At 39.7% G+C, this 21,979-nt stretch carries 18 protein-coding genes and 1 tRNA gene; 3 read left to right on the top strand and 16 right to left on the bottom strand.

Annotated features, from left to right (window positions below):
- From LU351_RS15015 to LU351_RS14960, 11 genes are all read right to left on the bottom strand, one after another.
- A partial coding sequence (locus tag LU351_RS15015; protein ID WP_232593637.1) for a transposase occupies positions 1–257 on the bottom strand: 257 nt, incomplete at its 3' end.
- A gap of 118 nt (positions 258–375) precedes the next feature.
- Positions 376–1,599: a methyl-accepting chemotaxis protein gene (locus LU351_RS20775; RefSeq protein WP_269783478.1), complete on the bottom strand. Its 1,224-nt coding sequence runs from the start codon at positions 1,597–1,599 to the stop codon at positions 376–378.
- Positions 1,600–1,624: 25 nt separating this feature from the next.
- On the bottom strand, positions 1,625–2,758 hold the full coding sequence (locus LU351_RS15005; RefSeq protein WP_232594904.1) for a protein-glutamate methylesterase/protein-glutamine glutaminase: 1,134 nt from the start codon (positions 2,756–2,758) through the stop codon (positions 1,625–1,627).
- Between the two features lie 79 nt (positions 2,759–2,837).
- Positions 2,838–3,521 carry a chemoreceptor glutamine deamidase CheD gene (cheD, locus tag LU351_RS15000; protein ID WP_232594903.1) on the bottom strand — a complete coding sequence of 228 codons (684 nt, stop codon included), beginning with the start codon at positions 3,519–3,521 and terminating at the stop codon, positions 2,838–2,840.
- 12 nt (positions 3,522–3,533) lie between these two features.
- Positions 3,534–4,397 carry a CheR family methyltransferase gene (locus LU351_RS14995; RefSeq protein WP_284284774.1) on the bottom strand — a complete coding sequence of 288 codons (864 nt, stop codon included), beginning with the start codon at positions 4,395–4,397 and terminating at the stop codon, positions 3,534–3,536.
- Complete coding sequence (locus tag LU351_RS20770; RefSeq protein WP_269783476.1) at positions 4,382–6,160, bottom strand: methyl-accepting chemotaxis protein; 1,779 nt, start codon at positions 6,158–6,160, stop codon at positions 4,382–4,384. Before LU351_RS20770 ends, LU351_RS14995 begins: the two co-directional genes overlap by 16 nt.
- Before the next feature lie 71 nt (positions 6,161–6,231).
- Complete coding sequence (locus tag LU351_RS14980) at positions 6,232–6,720, bottom strand: chemotaxis protein CheW (RefSeq protein WP_232594901.1); 489 nt, start codon at positions 6,718–6,720, stop codon at positions 6,232–6,234.
- Entirely contained in the window at positions 6,713–7,246 is a 534-nt protein-coding gene (locus LU351_RS14975) for a chemotaxis protein CheW (RefSeq protein WP_232594900.1), read from the bottom strand. Before LU351_RS14975 ends, LU351_RS14980 begins: the two co-directional genes overlap by 8 nt.
- A 157-nt stretch (positions 7,247–7,403) precedes the next feature.
- Complete coding sequence (locus tag LU351_RS14970; RefSeq protein ID WP_232594899.1) at positions 7,404–9,821, bottom strand: chemotaxis protein CheA; 2,418 nt, start codon at positions 9,819–9,821, stop codon at positions 7,404–7,406.
- A gap of 6 nt (positions 9,822–9,827) precedes the next feature.
- Positions 9,828–10,190: a response regulator gene (locus LU351_RS14965; protein WP_232594898.1), complete on the bottom strand. Its 363-nt coding sequence runs from the start codon at positions 10,188–10,190 to the stop codon at positions 9,828–9,830.
- A gap of 111 nt (positions 10,191–10,301) precedes the next feature.
- A complete protein-coding gene (locus LU351_RS14960; RefSeq protein WP_232594897.1) occupies positions 10,302–10,586 on the bottom strand; it encodes an STAS domain-containing protein in 285 nt (94 codons plus the stop codon).
- Between the two features lie 839 nt (positions 10,587–11,425).
- On the opposite strand from LU351_RS14960, the gene LU351_RS14955 reads away from it, so the two are divergent.
- On the top strand, positions 11,426–14,152 hold the full coding sequence (locus tag LU351_RS14955) for a hypothetical protein (RefSeq protein ID WP_232594896.1): 2,727 nt from the start codon (positions 11,426–11,428) through the stop codon (positions 14,150–14,152).
- A 102-nt stretch (positions 14,153–14,254) separates the two neighbouring features.
- Here the strand turns inward: LU351_RS14955 and LU351_RS14950 are convergent, their stop codons facing one another.
- Positions 14,255–14,734: a hypothetical protein gene (locus LU351_RS14950; RefSeq protein ID WP_232594895.1), complete on the bottom strand. Its 480-nt coding sequence runs from the start codon at positions 14,732–14,734 to the stop codon at positions 14,255–14,257.
- A gap of 756 nt (positions 14,735–15,490) precedes the next feature.
- Between LU351_RS14950 and LU351_RS14945 the strand changes: the two genes are divergently transcribed.
- A complete protein-coding gene (locus tag LU351_RS14945) occupies positions 15,491–16,846 on the top strand; it encodes a DNA polymerase Y subunit UmuC family protein (protein ID WP_232594894.1) in 1,356 nt (451 codons plus the stop codon).
- 101 nt (positions 16,847–16,947) lie between these two features.
- Here LU351_RS14945 and LU351_RS14940 read toward each other — a convergent pair whose 3' ends face one another.
- Complete coding sequence (locus tag LU351_RS14940; protein ID WP_232594893.1) at positions 16,948–19,182, bottom strand: TonB-dependent receptor; 2,235 nt, start codon at positions 19,180–19,182, stop codon at positions 16,948–16,950.
- 786 nt (positions 19,183–19,968) lie between these two features.
- Between LU351_RS14940 and LU351_RS14935 the strand changes: the two genes are divergently transcribed.
- Positions 19,969–20,055: transfer RNA gene (locus LU351_RS14935), tRNA-Leu, on the top strand.
- A 445-nt stretch (positions 20,056–20,500) separates the two neighbouring features.
- On the opposite strand, the gene LU351_RS14930 is transcribed toward LU351_RS14935, so the two are convergent.
- The 3 genes from LU351_RS14930 to LU351_RS14920 are packed head-to-tail and all read right to left on the bottom strand — an operon-like array spanning position 20,501 to position 21,885.
- A complete protein-coding gene (locus LU351_RS14930; RefSeq protein WP_232594892.1) occupies positions 20,501–21,055 on the bottom strand; it encodes a hypothetical protein in 555 nt (184 codons plus the stop codon).
- On the bottom strand, positions 21,039–21,548 hold the full coding sequence (locus LU351_RS14925) for a hypothetical protein (RefSeq protein WP_232594891.1): 510 nt from the start codon (positions 21,546–21,548) through the stop codon (positions 21,039–21,041). Before LU351_RS14925 ends, LU351_RS14930 begins: the two co-directional genes overlap by 17 nt.
- Positions 21,549–21,606: 58 nt before the next feature.
- A complete protein-coding gene (locus LU351_RS14920; protein WP_232594890.1) occupies positions 21,607–21,885 on the bottom strand; it encodes a hypothetical protein in 279 nt (92 codons plus the stop codon).
- Positions 21,886–21,979 lie beyond the last annotated feature (94 nt).

Below are 21,979 nucleotides of genomic sequence, written 5' to 3'. Positions count from 1 at the left end.
GAATAGCGGTCCCGTATTTGGTACTCTATCTGATCATCGGATACATTGTATAAGTGCTGAAGTACGAGTACTTTGAACATCAGTAGCTCGTCATAGGCTTTACGACCCGCATTGCTTTTTCGGTTTGACTTTCGTATTTCCTTTAAGGTCGGACGAAAGGCTTCCCAAAATATCAGTTTGTTGAGATGAACTAATGGATCTTTTTCATCTAACTTGCGATACCTGTCATCTAAATCAAAAAAGCCGGGCTGAGACATAGAAGGAAACTCTTGAAATTTTTGAACAGTGAGATTATATCAAAGTTGGGCTATTTTTAGAGGTGCCCTGAATAACAAATAAGGAATTTGAAAATTCAGCACATCTACTCCAACCTCACTAAAAAAGCTCTACATCTCCTTCATCCATCGAGCTTTGTTGCACTTTAGTTTCTATTTTCTGAGAAGAAAAAGATTGCCTCATAGCTTTTAAATCTAAAGCCAATTTTTCCCAATCACTAGAATTGATCACACCCAATGCTTTTGTGTGAGAATACTCAGCAACTTGACACATATGATTCGCGCGCTCTTTAATATGATCCGAAACCTGCGTTATGATATCTTCAAACTGCAATGCTCTAATTGAAGAGTTAATTTGCTCATCAATTTTTATACTACTGTCACGCATTTCGTTAAGCGTCTGCTCCGTATCCTCATTCATGGATTCAACAACAGACAGCATTTTATCAATATTCACTTTCCCCTGAATAGCCGTATTAATATCCAACGATGCAATTGCCCCAACCTCTTCACTCACCTCAGACATTCTTATCTTAGCTTGTTGTATTTTTTCTCGAACCTCAGTATTAAGATTAGAAGAATTTAAAGACAAAGAACGAACTTCATCAGCAACTACAGCAAACCCTCTTCCCACCTCTCCTGCTCGGGCAGCCTCAATTGCCGCATTCAATGCAAGCAGATTAGTTTGCTCAGCCAGCTTCTGAACATCATCTAAATTTTTAAACATTGACTCCATATGCTGATTCATATCTTCAATACGATGAATTGCCCCAATACTTTTTCCACTAATCTCTACCAACAAATCTACATATGCCTGCAAAATCTTATCTGTACTTTTAATAAAGTCTTTTATCATCACTCGCTCAAAATCTTCATCAACTGAAACGGCCAAAGATTCTGAATCAATCTTTCCAGTAATTTTTTCGACCATTTTCAAAGCTAACGAATTTTGATACTGAGTTTGATTAACAACACTGTTAAAATTGTCTTGCAAAATTGCAATAGCCTCCTGCACTAAGACCTTAACTCTATCAATATGCTCAACAATATACTCCGACTCCTCCAACAATGCCGCTTCTATTTCCTGGGTAATCTCAAATTGCTTAGAATCAGCTGTATGTAAAGAGTCATTTTCTAATAACACAGAATCTTCAGAGCTTACTTCATCCGAGGTTACTGTTCGATTTAACCACACCATCAAAAAACTACATAATAGGGCCACACAAAAATCCATTACAGAGGATTCAAAATAGACAATAGCCGCTCCCATCACAATTACAATGATCAACATACTCAAAGAACGGAAGGAGGAAACCTGTAGCATTACTCTACCCTATCAAATACACGCACTAAATCTTTAGGCATACAGCCTCCAAAAAAGCGCCAATTTCTTTTAATGGAAGCTCATATTGTACAGCATCCATCTCCACAGCCACCCTAGGCATTCCCCAAACCACACAACTTTCCTTATCCTGAGCAATCGTCAAGGCTCCACCCTGCTTCATTCTCAGTAAGCCTTTCGCGCCGTCCGATCCCATTCCGGTCAACAATATGCCAATCGCCGGCGAACCTACATACTCTGCAACCGAGTCAAATAATACATCAACGGCAGGTTTATGTAGGTTCACAGGCTCACCATCATCCCGCAAGCCGATCAATTGCTTATTAATTAATGCTAATTTAAAATGCTCCGCTCCATTCGCTATGTAAACATACCCCTTTTTAAGTGGCATGTTGTTTTCACTAAATTCTACGACGGTTAACTTAGAAGCTTTATTTAAACGTTTAGCAAATGAGTCAGTAAAACTGGATGGCATATGTTGAACAACAACAATGGGTGGCATATTGACAGATAGCGATTGCAAAACTTTTTTTAAAGCTTCAGTCCCCCCTGTAGAAGACCCTATTGCAATCACCGAGCAAGGCTTTTTAGATACACTAATACCATCAAGAACATTCTTAGCGGGCATTACCTCACTATTGCCACAAGGATTATCACTCTCATCCAAGCCTCTAAAAGAATTACCCTTATTGACAGAAAGATTTGTGCCATCAGTGATAAGTGCATTCATTTTTACATGAGCAGCTGCATAAATTTTATTTCTGATGACATCCTCAATTTCTGAAAAACCTTTCAATATACTGACCCGTGGCTTAGCAACATAATCCACAGCGCCAATTTCCAATGCATCTAATGTTTTCTCCGCCCCATCAAGAGTTAACGTTGAAATCATTACCACCGGCATAGGTTTCAACCTCATTAAATTTTTCAAAAAGGTCAAACCATCCATTCGAGGCATTTCAATATCCAACGTTAATACATCCGGCTTTAACTTCTTAATTTTTTCCCTTGCATCGTAAGGATCTACCGCCACACCAATCACTTCCATCTTAGGGTGTGAACTGACAATCTCAGTTAATACATTCCGAATCAATTGAGAATCATCAACAATAAGAACTTTCACCATAACGTTATACGTCATCCTTATTCATAGGGCGAACCTATGACCCTCAAATTTTTACCAACACGTACAACCACAAAATCCAAGAATGTCGACACAATCAAAAAAGCTCGACATCTCCTTCAATAGATTGATTAGACAAAGAATTCTCATACCAGCGCTCTCGAGCTGCAATAGTATTATTGTGCATTGACTTTAATTTTTTCACCATCAACCGGCCAGTCACCGGATCAAATAAAACTTTCCTTGGATGTGTTCCCAATAAATCTTCTGAACAAATAGGGATCCCTTCCTTCTCTAAGTAATCCAATACAAAATCACTATTTTTAGCACCAATATGATTAGAGAGACCACTCACCTGCCCCCCTCCCACAACCTTAGCAGATAAAAATTTACGCATACCACCATATTTTAATATTTCATTTACCAGGTGCTCCATTGCATAATTTCCATAACGTGTAGCCAAACCAGGTACATTCCCCCAGTTTACTTCATGAGCATTTTCTTCGGTAAGGGGAAGCATAAAATGATTCATTCCACCAACACCAAATTTCTCATCCCAAATACACGCAGAAACACAAGAACCCAACGTAGTTGCCACCAACTCTTCTTGACGGGTAACATAAAATTCACCCGGCAATATTTTCGCCACAAAAGTATTTCGTGTCTTATCAAAAAATCGATTTATGTCTTCAAATCCAGGCAAAACCGGGGGCAGCTGAGCAATCATATTAATACTGCCCTCTTGGCATTGTCGACTTACTCTAAGTTTATCACTATTCACACACCCACCATCCTACAATACTCGATCATGCTTTTTTTGAAATATAGTTCGGCCACATTGATGTAAATAAGGCACTGCTTTGGCACAACTCTCACTATGCCCTGTCATCAAAAAGCCACCTGAAGGCAACAAGTCACAAAACCGATCAATTAATTTTTTTTGTGTATCGCGATCAAAATAAATCATAACATTGCGACAAAAAATCACATCAAATTGCCCCCTCATAGGCCATAAAGAAAGCAAATTAAGCTGCTTAAAAGAAATGAGCCTACGCAAGTCTTTCTTGACTTTCACCAAGCCTTCATTTTCTCCAGACCCTGGCTTAAACCATTTCAACTTAATTGATTCAGGTATTTCTTCAATCCGATTTTCTGCATATATGCCATTACATGCTGTTTCCAATACTTGGGTATCCAAATCTGTTGCCAACACTTTAATATCCCAAGAACTCATCACCGATGAAAAAACATCATTAATGGTTATTGCCAAACTATAAGCTTCTTCTCCTGTTGAACAACCCGCAGACCAGCAGCGCAAACGCTTACTGTTATCTGAAAGAATTTTGGGAAAATATGACTCCCTCAAAAAATCAAAATGATGCTCTTCTCGAAAGAAACTGGTCAAATTTGTTGTTATCGCATTAATAAAGTTAACCATTTCTTCATTATCAGCTTTTTTTAATAGTTTACAATATTCAGAAAAGCTGGTAATTTTTAACTCTCGAGTACGTCGCATTAAACGCCGATACACCATTTGCCTTTTCTGCTCAGTCAAAACAATCCCCGTAGAGTCATGCACCAATTGACAGAGATAAGCAAATTCTTGATCACTTAAACTGTGTTGCTCTATACGCTCCAGGTTCAAAACTCTTCCCACTCATCATTATTCACAACCGCTTTGCGAACTTTAGCTTTACTCATACCGACTTGAGATCTTCGTTCAGCGAGAGAGGTTACCGAGTTACTATTTACGACCTCACCCTCCTCTACCTGAAAAAAACTCACTTGCTCTAACAAGGATTGAGCTTGATCTTCCATTGACTTGCTGGATGCAGCGGCTTCTTCTACTAATGCGGCATTTTGCTGGGTCATTTCATCCATTTGACTTACAGCTTGACTCACTTCAGCAATGCCTGAAGATTGCTCAGAGCTTGCATTATCAATATCCGAAATCATTGAAACCACTTGTCGAACCGAATCTACCAGCTCTGTAAAAGTCTGCCCTGTTTCATCGACCAATTTAGTACCCTTACCTACCGCATCCACACTATCATTAATGAGCCCTTTAATTTCTTTAGCGGCAGCCGCGCTTCGTTGGGCTAAATTTCTCACCTCAGCAGCCACAACAGCAAATCCTCGCCCCTGCTCACCCGCTCGAGCAGCTTCAACCGCAGCATTCAACGCAAGTAAATTTGTTTGAAATGCAATTTCATCAATCACGCCGATGATGTCTGAGATCTTCTTGCTGGACTTATTAATGTCCTCCATTGCCCCCACTGCACTTCTAACCACTTCACCACCATTGCTGGCACTTTCCATAACACCATTGGCCATTTTCGTGGCTTCCGTAGCATTTTCGGCATTCTTTTGCACCGTAGTGGTTAACTGCTCCATTGCCGCAGCGGTTTCCTCCAAACTGGATGCCTGAGCCTCTGTCCGCTGACTTAAATCACTATTACCTTGAGCAATTTCTCTAGAGGCGGAGAAGACATTATTCGATGCTTGACGAATCTCCGTCACCATTCCCGTTAAATTTTCTACTAATGAATTCACCGAAGTACCCAATACGCTAAAATCACCTTCCAAGTCCTGATCAACATTAACGGTCAAATCTCCTTTTGAAACCGACATCATGACATCTCGAACAGTTGCAATGGCGGCTTTTCGACCTGTGATATTTGTGGCGTATTTTACTACTTTATAGACATTACCATTAGAATCTGAGATAGGGTTATAAGAAGCTTGCAACCAGATTTCATTCCCAAATTTATCAAACCTTTGATATTCACCCTCGGCATAAGATCCTCGACGAAGATCCTCCCAAAACGCTTTATATTCTGATGAGGCGCGATGTTGAGGATCAACAAACATACCATGATGCTTACCCTGTATTTCTTCTAAACCATACTTCATGGTGTCGGTAAAGTTTTTATTTGCTTTGATAATCTCCCCTTCTGGTGTAAATTCAATAACCGCCTGAGCCTTACTAATGGCCGCAATTTGCCCAGAAAAGTCCGCATAAGCATTTTTTTCTTCCGTAATATTTGCCCATTCCAATATGTTTCCTACATAATTTCCGGAAGTGTCAATATTGGCACTAATATTAAGCTTGAACGATAAGTCCCCTACCCTAATTTCCGTTTGATATGGAAGATTATCACGATTATCCAAAAGCTGGCGCTGATGTTCTGGTCTTTTATGAAAGACGTCAATGCAAGTTCCTATGATCTCATCAGGGTTAAACGTGGGAAATACCCGTTTAAACTCACCCGCATTTTCACGGAAAAGAGCCATGGTACCTTCATTAACATAAGTGACAATAAAATCCCTATCAATTGCCATAATTGCTGTTCGCAAAGAAGAGATCATGGTTTTATAGAACTCTAAATCATCTACCTTCACCTTAACACCATCACTCATTTTTACACCCTCCATCAAAATCCACCAAAATATTCAAAGAAAATAAATTTTAAAGAAAAATATCAATCAACCTAACTCACAGACTTTTCAGGCACTGCCATACGAGTCAAACGATACAATTCATTGGCATTCAATAATTTTGAAGCATCCAATAAAATAATCACTTTATCAGGAAAAGTTGCCATGCCATGCACAAATTGATTATTAATCTCACTACCAAAATCAGGGGAGGGTCGCACTTGATCATTTGTGACTTTATAAACTTCAGACACGGCATCCACAACCAACCCGAGAACAGTTGCCCTTTCTCCTGGCATACGTAATACAATAACTACCGTCGTAGCACCATACTCACGTGCAACTCCACCAAAGCGTTCACGCATATCAACAATCGGGACAATAACGCCACGTAAATTAATGACGCCTTTCAAATAAGATGGCGTCCCCGGAATAGCGGTAACAGGTGACCACACCATAATCTCTTGCACTCTGAGTATGTCTACACCAAACTCTTCGTTATCCAAAAAAAAAGTTAAATATTCTTCTGCAGACTCATTCATGATGCACTACCTCACCATCCTCAACGGTTAACAACTGTTTAACATCCAAAAGCGTTACAACATTATCTCCAACATTAACCAAGCCATGAACATAATTGGCACTAACTGATCCGCCAAAGTCTGGCGAAACCTGTACATCCTGATCATCCGCATTAATGACATCCGAAACGGCATCCACCACAAAACCCATTGTTTTCTCATGATTACCCGTTTTTACAATCAAGACGACAACCACAGTGGTTCGAATATAGGTTGGTTCACTTACCTCAAATCGCTTACGCAAATCGATGATAGGAACAATAACGCCACGCAAATTAATGACACCCTTAACATAAGAAGGGGAATTAGGAATGATAGTTGGAGCTTCCCAGCCTCTAATTTCTCGAACAGACAAAATATCCACACCATAGTGTTCTTTCCCTAAAACGAATGTGAGGTATTGATCTCCATCAGAAATGAAATCAATACCATCCAGTAACATATCATTACTCGCAACGGTTGTTACTTCAGGAACTTCTATTGCCATAATCATTCTAAAGTCTCACTGCGCAACTTATATTTTAGGTGCAACGATTTACCATTCACATTTCAACTTCTTGCCAAAGGCATGAGCACTTAAACAACTAACGATTATCAATATCCTAAACCATCAGTCAGATAAAAATTTGGATGTTTTAATTCATCTAAGCTGCACGTTTTGGTTTTTTCTTTTGATTTGCCACTTTGTGCATTAATCCTGAAATATCTAATATTAAAGCCACAGATCCATCTCCAAGAATAGTCGCTCCAGAAATACCTTCTACACGCTTATAGTTACCCTCTAAACTTTTAATGACTACCTGCTGTTGAGCCAGCAAATCGTCTACTAATAAGCCAACTTTACGTCCATCACTCTCCACCACCACCAGCAACGCATTATCTAACTCTGTATTATCTGCAGAAATATTAAAAGCCTTGTATACCGGAATGATTGGTACATTATCTTCCCTCAACCGGTACAGAATCATATTTCCAGAAACGCTATTAATATTTTTACTTTTTATCTGTAAAGATTCGACAATCGAAACCAGCGGAATCACATAAACCTCGTCACCCACACGAACAAGCTGACCATCGAGAATGGCCAATGTGAGCGGTAAATACACTCGAAATACAGAGCCTTTACCTATCTTTGATTCAACTTCAATACGCCCGCCCAAATCCTTTATATTGCGGCGCACCACATCCATCCCCACCCCTCTCCCGGAAATATCACTGATGGATTCTGCTGTGGAAAATCCTGGCTCAAAAATTAAATCAAAGATTTTTTGGGGGTCAGTTTCAGCTTCATCAAAATGAATATTTTTATCCCTAGCTTTTTCCAAAATTGCTTCCGGATCGATACCTTTACCGTCATCACTGACTTCGACAACAATATTCCCCCCTTGGTGGCATGCACTTAGTACAATACTGCCTTCTTCATTTTTGCCCAATGCTACACGTCTCTCAGGAGTTTCAATACCGTGATCAATTGCATTCCTTACCAAATGCACTAAAGGGTCACTAATTTGCTCCATTACTGTTTTATCCAATTCGGTATGTTCGCCTTTCAACGTTAATTGAACCTTCTTCCCTGTTTTATTAGACAAATCGCGTATCATCCTGGGAAATCGGTTGAATGCAAAACTGATTGGAAGCATCCGAATCTTCATCACGCTTTCTTGCAATTCACGCGTATTCTGACGCAACTGCTCCAATCCATTAGACAATCGCTCTAGCTTATCGAGATCAAAATCATTGCCCAGTTCAGACAACATAGACTGAGTAATCACCAGCTCTCCCACCAAATTAATCAAACTGTCTACCTTATCTATCCCAACACGAATTGATGAAGCACTTGCGCCACCACGATCAACAACCTCTTTTTCTTTTTTATTTGATCGAATAGATTTTTGTTTGCTTTTATCAATGATTTTTTTCGAATCAGATTCATCACTATTTAAAGGTACTCTCTCTTGCCCTTTATTAGACAAGGGATCAACACTACTTTCTTTTAGAGGCACTATAGTGGCGGCATCCCCTTTGGCGCCTGATGTAACTCCATTTGAAGTAATCTCTTCTGTAGCACCTAAATTAGATTGATTCACCTTCAACATATCTTCACTAGCAGCCTCTTCACTAATAATTCCTTTTAAGTTATCCTTTTTTTCTTCAGCGGCACTTTGGTCGACCTTAAATTCAGGGCTTACTAACTCCACTGTCAATTCACATTCATCAATCACCCATTCAAAAATATCAAGAATTTCATCTCGAGAAGCTTGAGTCGTTAATTTCAAAGTCCAGTACAGAAAACACTCATCGACAACCAGCTCTTCAAAGTCAGGTAGCAGATCACAATGACATTGGGCCTCTAGCTCTCCCAATTGAGCCAATTCACGAAAAATCCGAAAGGGTTCGTTACCCGTTTGTAAAATTTGAGGTTCAGGCTTAAAGTATATTTTCCATGTTTTTCCATCGCCTGCCCCATTACCCAATTCATTTTCTTTGTCGATAACTTCTTCTTTACTGGACTTAATCAATGAATTTTCAGCCATATTTTTTCCTTCCATTTTTTCATCAGACGACCGTGATTCATTTAACATTCCACCAAAAAAAGTTTCAGCCACCACACTAGATGAAATAGAGTCATTCATTTCGGAGTAAGTATCACTAGAGTCTTCGTTTTCCTCTACGGCCTGGAGCATTTTTTCAAATGCCGCTATTAACTCACTCCCCTGTGTTAATTCTGGCGTCAAATCTTGCATTAATTGACAAGTTGTATCTCGTAAAAAATCGCATGACTTTAAAAATAACTCCACCATTTCAGACAATAAAGTTCTTTTGTGCTGCCTAATTTCATCGAGCAACGTTTCCAATACATGCGTGAAATCGGATATTTGAGTAAAACCTAATGTTGCTGCGCCGCCTTTAATCGAGTGCGCCGCTCGAAAGATTTCATTTATCGTCTCATCATCAACAAATTGAGGTTCATCAATCGACAAAAGGGCTTGTTCCATAATATCCAGGCCTTCTAATGCCTCTTCAAAAAACACTTGATGAAACTGACTCAAATCAATACTCATAACACATTACCCAATAACACGCCCAACTGTGGCTAACAATTTTTCAGGATTAAAAGGTTTAACCAACCAGCCTGTTGCACCCGCCTGCTTACCTTCATTTTTTTTATCTGAAGAAGATTCTGTTGTTAAAAGTAAAATTGGCGTGTACTTAAAAGAAGGTAACGCTCGCAAATTCCTAACCAAGTCCAAGCCATTCATAACAGGCATATTTAAATCTGTAATCACGGCATCAAACTTCATTGATTTGGCAACTCCTAACGCTGCTTTTCCATCCGGCGCCTCTTTCACTTGATACCCAGCAGATGAAAGAGTTGCTGAAACCATATTTCTCATTGATGTAGAATCATCCACAACCAGTATGTTTGTCATTGACTACTCCACTCATTGATAACAATATTTTCTTACCGCCTAATCATTTTGATACATTACGGTTTATCAATCTGAACGAAACGCTCCATAAACTTCTTAAATAAACCACTATTAGTTAGAATCTAAACCTATCCAAACTTCCACACCCAATAAATGTGCACTTTTCAACAAATTATCAGAAGGCTGTCGCCATAATAATTTTCCACCTGATTCAGACAACTTTTTCTGAAAAGCAATAAATAACTGCAACCCAGCAGTATCCACCCTACTGACTTTTTTTGCTTCAATCTCAATCTCTTTTTTATCACCAAAAAGCTCACCAAGAGCCTCATACAATTCAGAAACCTGATGTATATCTAGGCTTTCACCACACAAAAATATGCTTTTTTTTGACACAAACCACCCCGAATTAAAATAAAAAAAGAATTAATTTCAAAAATAAATAAAAAATAAAATTGAAAAAGAATTAATTTGGCAAAAAAGGTATCGACCAAAGGAAAGAAAACTTTATCCTCCAGCACAAACCAAACAAAAAATAGATAGTATTAATGAGGGTAGCTTACGGTTTACACCTTATCTGCACATCCCAAAAAACCTGACAGATAAAAATCAATTTTTTTGCTATAAAAAAAAATAGCTTCAGAATAGAATTAATAGCCGCAACAAGGATTGAAAAATAATAGAATAAAAAAAAACAACACAGTATTTTATTGAATAAAAAAGCTGATAGTTCAGCCAGTATATTTAACCTACCACAATGACTTGGCTATTCTTTACCACCCCACATCCAACTCAAGTTAAAAATCAATGAATCTTTGCGCCTTATTTTGAATCGCAACCCCATTAATATGCACCATATATAAGCATTTCATACTAATGACCAAAAGAAATAAAAAAAGACCATATAGTCACACTGAAAATTCTCACATCAACAACATTAAAACTGACTGACCAGACAGCTTATTCAAATGCCATTCTACAAGCGCTGCAGCTGCTATCGCTATCCAAAATTTCTCACTCCTCTTTAAGCAATGACCTTAAAAAAAGTGAAATGGCACACAAATTGCCAAATACACAACCTCAAAAGAATAAGAAGACAGACTAAATGTGCAGCACTAACACGCTTTACCAGTGAGACCTTCTCACTCTTAGGCTGCTCAGGGACTCTGTTTTCCAAAGACTAAATTAATTGTCCAATTAGACAGCTAATTTGAATCCACTTTGGGAGTGATACCATGCCTTACAGAACACTTTTCGAAAAGCCCATCCCTATGGGGCTTTCTAAACTTACTACTGCTCTATTAATGGGCTTAGCTCTCACTGCATGTAGCGGTGACAATGACTCTAATAGTGATGCCCCCCCTACAGAGATTCCTGATAATGGGGGCAATACCGGTAGTGATACCAGCGGCGGCGATACCAGCGGCGGCGATACCAGCGGTGGCGATACCAGCGGTGGCGATACCAACGGCGGCGATACCAGCGGCGGCGATACCAGCGGCGGCGATACCAGCGGCGGCGATACCAGCGGCGGCGATACCAGCGGCGGCGATACCAGCGGCGGCGATACTAGCGGCGGCGATACCAGCGGCGGCGATACCACGGATACGGGGCCCTGCGGGAATAAAGAAGGAGTAACACTAATCAGTGCAGTACAAGGAATAGGAAATGAAGGAAGCGCAATAGGCACAACGGTTTCGGTAGAAGGAATTGTTACCGGCCTAACCTCTAGCGGCTTCTTTATTCAAGAAGAAACCGCTGATTACGATGAAGACGCCAATACATCAGAAGGTATATTTGTTTATACCGACGGAATGTTTGAATTTACCAATGCAGCTCAAATCACTAAAGGAGAGGTGTATCGAGTAGAGGGTAGCGTCAGTGAATTCCATGATAATACTCAAATTACCATTACCGATGCCACCAGTTGTGGAACCTCTGAACCCTTCCCAACAGCTGTGGTTATTCCAATGCCTTTCGAAGGGGTGCTAGAGCTTGAAAGCATTGAGGGCATGTACGCAACCGTAGAAAATGCACTCATCACCGATGTTTATAATCTCACTCGTTTTGGTGAGCTAACTCTTGGTAATGAAATCCGAAAAACCCCTTCTGATACCGCCATCCCTTTAAGCGATGAATACACGGCACAGGAAACTTCTAATGAGCAGAATATTCTGTACATTGAAGACAACTCGGGAGATCAAAACGTTGACGGTTTGAGCTTTTTCGATAATTTCGGCTACGACAACTCGATTCGTATTGGAGACAGAATCACCACCTCTGGCCCAGTTAATTATTCCTTTGGCGCTTATCGCATTAATGCGTCTGATCCCACATTAACAACATTAACCTCACAAACGGTTCCCAGCAGCGTTGACTTAACCACAGGCCAAATCCGCATCGCTTCGTTTAACGTTTTAAACTACTTTAATGGTCAAGTTGTTGGCGGCGGCGATTTAACAGAATTGACTTCCGTCGTCGCTAATGGCGGCTTTGAGAACTGGACAGGTGGTGTCATCGACAGCTGGACGACAATTGACTCAGGCATCAACATTACTCAAGTGACGGATGTGGTTTATGCCGAAACTAGCGCGGCATCAATTGAGGTGACTACCGGCTCTCAAAGTAGCACCGACATGCGTCAATCTGTCGAAGTGACTGCCGGCACCAATTATCGCTTCAGTGTTCGTGTGCAACACACCGAAGGTAATATGAGAGCTCGCTTCTTCGTAGACGGCTACTCTAATGTCTATTCTGATCCAACCATCATTGGCCAATGGCAGGAATACACTTTTGATTATGAAGCAACGACTACAGGCCCCATTGATGTCGGCTTCCGCTTCTATGATCAATCCGGGTTTGATGGAAATGAGGTCGTTTACCTGGATGCATTCACTGCTTTCGATCTAGACTCCGCCACTTCCTATGAAATTTCTTTTGCCGATAACGGCCGAGGCATTGATAGCCAGGAAGGTTTCGAGCTACAAGAAGCGCGTATTGTTCAAGCATTAGCGGATATTAATGCAGACGTTGTGGGTTTGCTCGAATTGGAAAATGACGGCTTTGGCGAATTCAGTGCTATTCAATCTCTCGTGAATGCCTTGAATGCCGAACTGACCATACGCAACGAAACACAACTGTATAGCTTTGTTGATCCGGGTGTTGAACAAATTGGTACCGACGCCATTACCGTAGGTACCATCTACAAAGCGGATGTCTTAGCACTGACCTACTCTGATATCATCGATATCCCAGACCAAGTCGTCAGCGGTCAAGTCGAAGGTCAAATGCGCGACTCATTAGTAGCAACATTCAGCTTTGGCGGCGGTAGCGATAGCATTACCGTTGTCACCAACCACTTCAAATCCAAGGGATCTGGCTGCTGGGAAGACGAGAACACACCTAGTGCCCAAGACGAAGCTCAAGGTAGCTGTAACGCCTTCCGAGTTTCAGGCTCTTTAGCCGTTGCCGATGCACTTGATGGCGCTCCGGATATCGCAAGCAAAATTTTCTTACTGGGTGACTTGAACGCCTACAGCAAAGAAGATCCCATTGCAGTACTTACGGACTATGACCCATTGATGTACAGCTACAGTATATTGCCCGCTCAAGGTACGCCACAGTACGATACTTATGTCGATGCCACTTCTGGAGAATCTTTAATTACAGCAGGTAAAGGCTATGTCTTATTAGCAGAAGACTTAGACCCAGGCAGCTATTCCTATATCTTTGGGGGAGCAGTTGGCTCATTGGACCATATTCTCGCCAGCCCTGAAGCCGCTAGCTCAGTCGTTGATATGTTCCACTGGAACATTAATTCACATGAACCCAGCGGATTTAGAGCTAACTCTCTATACAGCTTTTATACAAGCCTTTATCATCTTGAAAACTATTACGGTACAGATGTACGGGCGAGTTCAGATCATGACCCCGTTGTGATCTCAGTAGACCTTGTGCAATAACATCCTCTACGAACAATAAAACCCTCCATAAAAAAAGCCGCTGAATTTTCAGCGGCTTTTTGTATTTAAACAGTAAACAAATAATAACAATCACTTAGTCTCCTACTGATAGAGCTTCAAAATACTATCATCCCAATTAAACGTATATTTTTTAGCGGCTTCACAACCTTCAGAAAACGACTGCTTTCTCTCCAACATGTAGGACACTTCTTGCGCATCAGGATTAATACCATTCTCGAATCGTAGATTGAACGATAAATTGGACGGACTGGAAAACCAGTGCTCATACTGAGGCTTTAAGATAACCGTGTACCACTCACCATAACTGCCCCAACGATAAGAAAACTCCACATCCGAATGGGTTTCATTGATCAAACAAGTAAGGTATTTCTTATCACGAGAGTCTGCGGAAGGTACTGATACTGAGACGGACTCCGAATTGCAATTATCTAAATTCGACTCACATGCCGATGCAGCAACACCAATAATGCCATTTTGGGATTGTTCCAATTGAGCAGAAAAAACTTCTTTCCGAAAAAACAATGTCATTAAACACAAGAATATAATGGATATCCTTTTCATATCACACCTTCTCATTTTCAAACTTAATATTATTGAAAATTAGTAGCAAAATTTAATGGAAAAATGAGACAAAATAAATTTTAAATACGCTCAAGAAATCACGATGAGATCCCATGTGGTTTTCAACGAGATTAAATCATAAAAAAATGACACATAAAAAAAACAAATTCAGTGCATTTCAAAAAAAAATGCCGAAATATACTTTTTTAGTCATAAAAATGGATATTTAAAATTATAAATTAATCTACTTTACACTGAAGAATAATCGACCGACTAAGGCCTTTTGCAATTTAATTCCGTCGTAATCCGCATATTTGCAAACCCTCCCTCAATTTAATCCATCTCAACAATGAAAAAGCCCTATAAAAAAGCGGCCAAAAGTCTCAACTAAGAAAAGTATAAAATTTAACCATTAATTTTCTTGACACCACTAAAATACTGTATAAAAATACAGTTATTGTATGAGGAGCTATTCAGAATGGAATGCGGAAATTGGGGCAAGGATCAAAATGCTCAGGCAGTATACTGCTTTCAAAGCAGATTTGAGTATGTATAGCCTTACAACAGATACTGTTCAAAAAAACATACTGAACATAACATCATAAAACAAGGAAAAGAAGGCTTAAGTATACATTGAGGGTGGCGGTCTTTATACCGTTAGCGAATATACAAGCATCCACTTAGAAAAATCAAACCCTCAGAAGGAAGTGAATACTAACTTTATGATTCAACCACTTTACTTAAGGTAACTCCATCATGCTCTGGATTGCTATTCGCTTACCTCAATTACCTCATAAACTGTTTGCACCAGTTCATTCCTCTATTCAACCACGGCCTTTAGGCACTAATACCTTAGCTACTAACACCTTAGGTACTAACACCTTAGTTACTAACACCTTAGGTACTAACACCTTAGGTACTGATGCCTTAGGTACTAATTGTGGTGAACCGCTATATCGTCATCTGAACAATGGCGAACCAAAAGAAATCCAAACATCCGATCCAGATAGGATCGTATTTTCTGATCACAAATACGAATTCGATAAGCGCTTATTCGCTCTAGCGAATATTGGCTATCAATTCAGCCCACATCTAAAGGTTTATTTTCCCAAACGCGACTTGCCCCCAAAGAGGCAACAAGAGCCCGGTATTACTTTTGAAGTATCAGGCTGTTTACGCCATTTTCAAAACCTACAAGCACTATACAAACAACTGCAAAGCAGCGTTAGCCAACTGGAAGTCAACTTCAAAATTGCGGTTGGGCACAGTGCATCTGCAGCATGGGCTCTGACTCAGAGCGAATACCCCATTAACAACCAAATCAGCCAGAAAGAATTACTGACACGATTATGTTCCTTACCTTTATCTCATATGAGTGAACATCAAACCGTGTTTCAACAACTGTCTCAAAAAGGTCTGCTCACACTCAATGACGTTCATACTCTTTATAAAACCCACTACAACCTGTTAGAGAAAGATTATGACCAAAGTTTTTTATGTTATCTAGACTCTCTTTTTTCAATAAGAAATAACACATTAACCCGCTATAAAGAAGCAAAACATTTCCATCTTCGCTACGCCTTACGTGAGGCTACAGCCTCAAGACAAAACCTAATCCCCATCATGGAGGGAATGATAAAGCAGCTAGATCATTGGCTTAAGGCTCGTCAGCAATATCATACTGAAATACAATGGAAATTCACTTCTCCTTTTCAACAGAAGAAAGTTATTTGCATTCATAGCCAGTCCATTAAACAAGACTGGAAAAGCCTATTAAGAAAAACACAGTCTCATGTTAAATCTCAATACTTAGAATTTGACGTCAGCACCATAGAACTCATAGTAACACGACATCATTCCTCAATGATAAAGACACAGTACACACACCAAAAACAATGCTTTCAACAATCGACAACAATACTTAACAACACTCATTTACAACAAAGCCAAAGCTCATCAGAAGCATCGATTCAACAGCTTAAAAACCGCAATCAGGGTATTGTAGTATACAAGAAGAGAAGTCTGGCCTCTCGGAAAAGCACTCCATTTAAAAATTGGGATTTTCGTCACTGGATAAAAAAACCTTATTTTTTTCAAGTAATCTTTCCATAGTGGGCGCCATAATTATGGGCATAATTTACAATCAAAAAAGCCACATAATATATGCGGCTTTGTACACAACTTAAACTTAAACTTAAACTGTACGCTGTAGGTTAAAAATTCATTCTAAATTCAGCGCCTATAGTTCTTGGCTCATTCACAAAACCCGTTAAATTATTAAAGTCGATTACACCCTTTACATTCTCTTCATCAGTAATATTACGACCAAATAAAGCGATTTCGTAATCCAAATCAAAATCGGTATACCCAATACGTAATCCACCTTCAAACTGTTCGTCGGTAACAAACTCTTCGGCTTCATACAACATCAGGCTAGTTTCACCTTGGTATGCCCAATCAGTAAACATAAATAACTCACCAGAATCCGTCAGCGGAATACTATAGCGTAACGTGAAATTAAAAGTACTTTCTGGTACGCCTTGGAAAGGATTCCCATCAATGAAGGCAACATTACCATCCGCATTAGTGGGATCTTTTACCGTACATTGACGAAGTGCTGGGTCATTTGGATCACCACATACAGCAACTGACAAACCATCATCGTCGAGTTCAGTATCACTATAGTTGTATCCGGCGGTCAACATCAGATGCTCACTGGCTAGATATTCAACTTCAATATCAAAACCTTGACCAATACCTTTTTCTGCATTCAATAAGTTATTTCCATTAGAAGCGCCACCAATTGCCGATAACTGAATATCATCAATTTCATAATAGAAAATACCAGCATTCAAACGTAAACGGTCATCAAGCAAATTCGTTTTGTAACCCACTTCAAATGAATTGATGGTTTCTGAATCTGCGACAGAAGGATCGCCCTCGAATGCAATATTACGCCCTTGAATGGACTGTGCACGAAAGCCTCTTGCAATACGGGCATAGGTATTCGAAGTGTCCGTTAAGCGATAATTAGCACTTAGCTCCCAGCTTACTTGATCATCTTCTTGCTCTACAGGGGCGTATTCTTGAATAGAGGCAACACCAATTTGCAAAGCAAAGGAATTAAGATTTTGCTCATCAACGAACAACTCTTTACGGTCATCGGTATAACGTAATCCACCGGTTAAAGTCAGTTGATCTGTAATGTCATAGGCTACTTGACCAAACAATGCCCACGCTTGGTTTTCATGGGTCACACGAGTTTCCCCAAAAAAGCCATCAACGGTTGTTACTGCCAAGTTAGAGTCAAATGCAAAGGCTCCCACTTGCCAAAAGACATCACCACCTTCTGGGCTGGCGATACGAATTTCTTGCGTATATTGCTCAACATCCGCTTTATCTTCAGTCACCGCAGGAAAGGCAATCAAACCAGGCCCTGCAATATTACCTCCGTCAATATCTCCCTTACTTTCTCCATTCGCCGTTTCTATTGCAGTAATCGATGTGATTGTAAAATCACTCAGCGCCCAAGTCATTTTCAAAGAGCTACCATCACCTTGATAATGTTGTGGGTTGTTATCACCATCATCAAAATAAACCGTATCGCGGTCAAAATTACGGTTGAGCTCGTTACTACCAGTAGTAAAAACATTGGCACGAAAAACTGAGGCTGTACCCTCTAAATCCCGGTGATGATAATTAAACAAGGCACTGAATTGCTCATTTGGGCGATACAACAATTGAACACGAGCGGCCTTTTCATCATAACCACCCAATGCATCATCCACTTCAGTAAAACCATTGTCTATCCAATCTTCACGAGATTGCGATAACACAGAGACTCTACCCATCAATGTATCGTCGATAAGAGTTCCACCGACCGCACCTTCAACATTGAATGTTTCGTAAGAACTGTAGCTCGTTTTTACGAAACCCTCGGTTTCTTCTGTTGGCTTACGAGTGTCTAACTTAACAATACCCGCCGTGGTGTTACGACCAAACAGAGTCCCCTGTGGACCACGAATAACTTCTACCGACTCCACATCAAACAATGGAAAACTCTTTAACGTAACATTCTCTTGTATAACATCATCCATCACGATGGAAACAGGTTGAGACGCAGCAAGGTCGAAGTCAACATTACCTAAACCACGAATATAAAAGCGCGGTGCTGCACGACCATTAGAAGATTCCGCATACAAACCTGGAACACGAGTGCCCAAAGCCCTTATATCATCTCCGCTCGAAAAAATAGTATCAAATCGCTCACCATTTAAATTAGAGACTGAAATCGGTACTTCTTGTGTTTTTTGCAAACGTTTTTGTGCTGAAACGATAACTTCTTCTAATACCACTTGTGCGAACGAGCTCGGAGCATGAAAAAGCACAGTTCCGGCAGCAGCGACAATAACAGAAAGAGCGGAACGTTTAAAAAAAGGTCTATCCATTGTTAATTCTCTCTACAGTTGTGACAACCTAAGACTGGTATATGGTTTTAACAAAGAGCATTTAAATTAAATGCCGACAATTACTTTCCCTAAGTATTTCTGATCCAGCCCAAGTACCTTTTAAAGTTCATGTGTCGCTAAAAAATGTGTCACAACTGTGTAGTATAAGTATGAAATTGTGCCAATTTTTTAAAAATACACGAAAGAGTCCTGATGGATCTGGTCAGGCATTCCAATTATGAAGGGCGAAGTATTACGCCCCAATTTAAATCAACCTATCAACGCGACAACTTTACCTAAAAGAAATAAAAATTAATACATACATATCACTTCTAAATTAAATATCTTTATTCTGAATCAAAAGTATGCATATAAATACATCTAAATACTTTTTATTGGCACCCAAAACACCCCTCAATAATCTTGCAATCAAAACCATCCATTTAAAGTAATGCCAGATCCACTTAACCAGAACTTTAAATGCTTCGTTATTCATACCTCTTTCTTTAAGAAAGACAGAGAAATCATTTTTAGAGTGATTTATTTAAAAACCCTCTTCCTAACAAATAATTTTTTACATTTTTTAATCGAACACCAAGACCAATTGAAACTTACGCATTAACAAACAATGAACAAAAAACAACCAAAACGAATACCCAAGGGAATACTTGAAGACAGGCAGGACTTATGGCAGAATTCGCCGCTCATGAGAAATATGGTTTTTAATGAAAGTATTTGCTAGCAAAATACATGGCGAAAACTGATAATAATACATTCTCATTGAATGCCCAGGTGGTGAAATTGGTAGACACGCCAGCTTCAGGTGCTGGTGGCCTCACGGCCGTGGAGGTTCAAGTCCTCTCCTGGGCACCACATAGCATTTCCCCACCCCCCCAAATATTAAAAAATCCCTTAAAAACAAAGATTTAAGCGAATCCTCTGCTTTCCCTATATCCTCAAAATGCCAATATTTTGATATATTTTCGCCTCTCGTTACGCACGATTTACGCATAACGCACGTTCAAAAGCCAAGTATAGGGGTGTAATTGTGGCCACAATTAGAAAATACGGCGACAAATGGAGAGCAGAAGTTTGTGTCGCAAACAAGAGAAACTCAAAAGTTCTTGCGGCCACAGTACAGACTAAAAGTTAGGCTGGCTATAGCGACAATAGTTAAGAATGACAACCCCCTAGTTGGAGGTTATTCGTTGTAGTGTTAGCTCTGTAGGAGGTTATTGATTGACCCTTCAATGCCCCCCAAATATTGGTAAAAGCCTACTCGTTTTTCTAAAAACGACTTGTGAACTACAAAAAACGATTAATCTAAATACGGAATGCATGAATTAAAGATTCCGATACTCACCTCTGATGCCAACATTCCAAGAGTGGTGAATTCCATTGATGCAGCCATAAATGCAGTAGCATTGTCCCCGGCGTTAACTTTAAGGCTTTGAAATTGACTAAGAAAAGAATGAAAAGCACCAATCTTTCCCTTAGTATTTGATATAAAAGCTCGACAACCCTCTAATTTTTTATTGCTTTCCATACCTTGAATATCAGATTTCATTGCATTTACGGTTCGTTCTGCGTCACCCAAGACAGACTGTCCTCGAATTAGCAAACTTTTCTGAGCCGCTGAGCCAAAAATAGGCTCTGCTCCCCTCTCTATAAGAGACTCATTTTTTTCTGAAATTGCACCTATTTCAGTAGAAAGCTCCTCAGCCTTTGAAGTAAGACTTTCTAAGTACTGTTCATATCGTTGATCAATACTGGTGCTTTGTCCATGCAGCAGGATAGAAAACAAACAGCCGACACATAAAATTGGTATTTTTATTCTCATAAAAGACCCTTGTTTATTAGAAGCAATGCTCACTATAAATTTTTCCAATCGCTATCGTCGCCGCCATAAACGCGTATAAAAAATTATTGCTCATTCCTTGCCTAACATGAATAAAATCTTCTACTTCATCACTCAGAGGTTTTATTAACTGAGAATTTATCTCTTTAAAAGATGAACGACAAATAGCAATATCGTCCCCATCTACTATCGTGCTAATTTCTTTGAATGACAGATCAACATGGGAAATGAAAAACCGAGCCTCAACTTGCACCTGCCTGACAACGCTATCAGGTATCTCGTTACTATAATCAATACCATTGACGTCATAGTACTGTTGATAAAGCATCGCTATTGTATTTGCACTGTCTTGAAGAGGAAGAAGTATTTGTTGTATTTTTTCGCCTTTAGCTGCCTGTAAAAACGGACTGCCACCTAAATCATTAGAATAGACAAGCAATGAAATCAAAAACGACAAAATAAGAATATAAACTCGAACTAAAACAAGCTTATTGATACTAAATATCATCTTACTAAATTCCAGTCTGACACAAAGAATCTTGCAACTCTTACCCTATAGTTCACATTTAGGGTTCCATCTTGATTCCAAGGCGATCAAATACACAGGTATACAACTCTTGCGTTGCCTGCATAATATTCAGACCCCGATCTTCATTCTTTTTTGCACAAGCCTTTGCGTGGCTCATACACGTCTCTGGTTTTACGTTGAACTGATCCCACATTTGTTGGTTTGAACAGAAGGGTTTAAGGTCCTTTTCTGATAAGGATAAAATATCGTCTCCAAATGCATTAACTGATAGAAAAACACTAACGACTATTGAAAAAATCACTTTTTTAACCGTCATAATATTCCTCAAATAGTAATAATTTATAGAGAAAGAAGCAGACAAGAACACTTAGCCAAGAGTTATGCCCCCGTTAAGATCAGATATTAGTCTT

Origin of the sequence: Marinibactrum halimedae (assembly GCF_021234875.1) — a bacterium.
In the GTDB taxonomy this organism is placed as follows: domain Bacteria; phylum Pseudomonadota; class Gammaproteobacteria; order Pseudomonadales; family Cellvibrionaceae; genus Marinibactrum; species Marinibactrum halimedae.
The sequence above is the reverse complement of the archived record's forward strand: the minus strand, read 5'-3'. Positions and strand labels throughout refer to the sequence as shown.